General features: G+C 67.5%; 4 protein-coding genes. 2 read left to right on the top strand and 2 right to left on the bottom strand.

The window, feature by feature from the left end; genetic code table 11:
* Window positions 1-76 precede the first annotated feature (76 nt).
* On the top strand, window positions 77-796 hold the full coding sequence (locus Vqi01_RS30075) for a DUF8817 family protein (RefSeq protein WP_204038511.1): 720 nt from the start codon (window positions 77-79) through the stop codon (window positions 794-796).
* Between the two features lie 181 nt (window positions 797-977).
* Here Vqi01_RS30075 and Vqi01_RS30070 read toward each other — a convergent pair whose 3' ends face one another.
* Window positions 978-1,748 carry a Vgb family protein gene (locus Vqi01_RS30070; RefSeq protein WP_204038510.1) on the bottom strand — a complete coding sequence of 257 codons (771 nt, stop codon included), beginning with the start codon at window positions 1,746-1,748 and terminating at the stop codon, window positions 978-980.
* Window positions 1,745-2,407 carry a CatB-related O-acetyltransferase gene (locus Vqi01_RS30065; protein ID WP_204038513.1) on the bottom strand — a complete coding sequence of 221 codons (663 nt, stop codon included), beginning with the start codon at window positions 2,405-2,407 and terminating at the stop codon, window positions 1,745-1,747. Before Vqi01_RS30065 ends, Vqi01_RS30070 begins: the two co-directional genes overlap by 4 nt.
* Window positions 2,408-2,545: 138 nt before the next feature.
* Between Vqi01_RS30065 and Vqi01_RS30060 the strand changes: the two genes are divergently transcribed.
* Window positions 2,546-3,082, top strand: coding sequence for a TetR/AcrR family transcriptional regulator (locus Vqi01_RS30060; RefSeq protein WP_204038512.1), 537 nt, complete (start codon window positions 2,546-2,548; stop codon window positions 3,080-3,082).
* Window positions 3,083-3,267: the final 185 nt, after the last annotated feature.

Here is a 3,267-nt window from a genome sequence, read left to right as displayed (position 1 = left end):
GCCGATCGGATGGCCAAAAATGATGATCGGCTATTTCCATGTGCGACGGACACCCTGCGACGTTTAGGAAGGGGGCATGACCAACGAGCGGACCGTTCCCCTGCTGCCGTGTGCATCCATTGACGGCATCGAAACCTTCTACGGAGTTCTCGGTTTCCGCACCACTTACAAGCAGCGCAAGCCCAACGCGTTTGTGGCGGTGCAGCGGGAAGACCTGCATCTACAGTTCTTCGAGATCCCCGGATTTGACCCGGAGCAGTCCTATGGCTCCTGTCTCGTACTCACCGCGGACATCGAGGGACTACACGGGGCATTCGCAGCAGGAATGCGCGCCGCGTACGGCAAGGTACTGGTGTCCGGAACGCCGCGGATGACCCGGCCTCGGGCACGGAAGAACGCCGACGGGTTGGGCGGGTTCAGCGTCATCGACCCGGGCGGCAACTGGATCCGCGTCTTTCGGGACACCGCCACCGCGCCCATGCCGGCCACCACACCTGCCGGGCGGCTGGCCAAGGCCCTAGCGAATGCTGTCGTACAGGCCGATTCCAGGGGAAACGCCGGACAGGCCGTTCGGATCCTCGACAGCGCGTTGGCCCGCCCGCAAGCCGACGACGACCCGGTCGAGCAGGTAGAGGTCCTGGTCTACCGCGCCGAACTCGCGATGGTGCTGCACGATCCACAGACTGCGGCCGAGATGCTGGCCCGCGCCCAGTCCGTCACGCTCACGGAAGACGAATCCGAAAGGGCGGCACCCGCGTTCGACAACGCCGCCGAACTCGCAGCAGCACTGCGATGACTCACCACCCGAACGCCTCCCTCATCTCGGCTACGACCGGATGTCCTCACACCTGGACGCGGTCGCTGGCGGCTACCGCAGGTGATGGGAGCCCTGGCGCTTACATGCCCGGTCGGCGGCAGATGCGTACACACGATCAAGCGGATTGCCAGCCCGAACGGCCGATCCGACGTGGCCGCCATTAGCGACCAGGGGTGCTGATGCGGGCCAGGGTGCCGTTTTCCAATGCTGTCCACAGGGCGCCGTCGGGTCCGAGGGTGATGCCGTGTGGCTCGGAGCGGGGGGTGGGCAGGTCATGGACTTCGATCTTCCCGTCTGTGGTGATGGAGCCGACCCGGTTGCCTCCCCACTCGGTGAACCATAGGTCGCCGTTGTCGCTGGTGGTGATGGCGTGGGGCCGGCCGGTGCGGTCCGGTAGCGGAAACTCGTCGATCGTGCCGTCGGGGGTGATCCGCCCGATCTGGCCGGCGGCGATCTCGACGAACCAGACTGCGCCGTCGGGGCCGGCGGTGATTCCAACGGGGGCGGCGGCTTCTGTCGGCAGCGGGTGCGTGGTGATGGTGCCGTCCGTGTCGATCCGGCCGATCGCGTTCGCCTGGTTCATCGTGAACCACATGCCGCCGTCGGTGCCGGCGGTGATGGCCGAGGGGTAGGCGCCGGTGACCGGGAGCGGGAAATCGGTGGTCTCGCCGCCGGTGGTGATCCGGCCGATTCGATTGGCGTTCATCTCGGTGAACCACAGGGCGCCGTCGGGCCCGGGGGCGATGCCGTACGGTCCGCCGTTGCGGCTGGGCACGGGGAATCGGGTGATCGCGCCGTCGGTGGTGATTCTGCCGATGCGGTGGGCCCGAGACTCGGTGAACCACAGCGCGCCGTCGGGTCCGGTGGTGACGGCGTACAGACCGCGGCCGGCGTCGGCCACTGCGTGTTCCTGAATGAACGCGGATTTCATGGGGCTTGCTCCAGTCCGTTCTCGATGGCGATGCGTTCGATCTCGGCCGGTGTGCCGGTCATGAGGGTGCGGCAGTGCTGGTTGATCAGGTCGGCGGGCCAGTCCCACCACGCGGCGCGGAGCAGCCGGTGGATGTCTTGGTCGCTGAAGCGTTGCCGGATCGGTCGGGCTGGATTCCCGCCGACGATCGTGTAGGCCGGGACGTCGGTGGTGACTACCGCGCCGGCCGCGATGATCGCCCCGTCGCCGATGCGTACCCCCGGCATGACAGTGGCCCGGTAGCCGAACCACACATCGTTGCCGATGATGGTGTCGCCGCGGCTGGGCATGGCGCTCACGGCATCGAGGGTCCGTTCGGCCCATTCGCCGCCGAAGAGGGTGAACGGGTAGGTGGACGGGCCCATGACCGGGTGGTCGCCGCCGGCCATCAGGAACCGGGTTCCTGCCGCTATCGCGCAGAACTTGCCGATGATCAGCTGTTCCGGTCCGTAGCCGTAGAGCACGTTGTGCCGCTCGAAGCCGGTCGCGTCGTCGGGATCGTCGTAGTACGTGTAGTCCCCGACGGTGATCTTGGGGAAGGTGACCAGCGCCTTGAGAAACACCACACGTGGATGCGCCGCCACCGGGTGAAGGGCCGTTGGGTCGGGTGTCAAGGAAATCCTCCCTGGTTAAATCTACTTTTGTAGCGATAGCATCGTGGCATGGCGTCGCCCCGACCGACAAGCGATCTTCCCGAGGAGTCCGTGACCGGCCGCGCACGCCGCCCTGGCGGGCGCAGCGCAGCGGTCCGTCGCCGCGTGCTCGACGCCGCGCTCGCCCAGTTGGTGCAGCACGGCTACGACTCCATGAGCATCGACGTGGTGGCCGAGCGCTCGGGCGTACACCGCACGACGGTGTACCGGCGCTGGCGGGATGTCGGTGGCCTGCTGGTCGACGTCTTGGACGAGGCGAGCGACGACGCGTGGCGCCCGCCCGACACGGGTTCGCTCGAGGGTGACCTGGTCGCGGTCAACCACGAGGTTTATGCCGCACTCACCGCCAACCCGGTGACCGTCGCGCTGATCGCGGCGTCGTTCCGGTCCGAGCAGGCCGCCGAGGCCCTACGCGCCTTCTGGGCCGACCGGTACGACCGCTGCGCCGACATCGCGCGGCGCGCCGCCGAACGCGGTGAGATACCGGCGGGCACCGATGCGCGCCGGCTGCTCATCGCCGCAACCGCCCCGCTGTATCACGAGCTGGTACTTCTACGGGCGGCGGCCGACGCGCACCTTCCCGAGCTTGTCGCCCGCAGCGCTGCCACCGCCGCCCGCGCAGGCGCCTTCACCGATCGATAGAACAACGCCGGTCCCCGGGCTCAGCTTTGCCACTTGCTTCGCCGATGTCGTGCGATTACCCATCGGGGCCCGATTACGGGCGCGTGGCAATGGTACGGACGCGCTCATCGGCAGGTCAGGACGTCCACCCCGGACATACTCCGACAATTCCGTTACCGAAATGGATGCCGGTGAGGCGAACAGGA

The sequence above is a fragment of the Micromonospora qiuiae genome, from assembly GCF_016863555.1.
Lineage (GTDB): Bacteria > Actinomycetota > Actinomycetes > Mycobacteriales > Micromonosporaceae > Micromonospora > Micromonospora qiuiae.
Note: the sequence above shows the minus strand (reverse complement) of the source record. Positions and strands in the feature narration are given on the sequence as shown.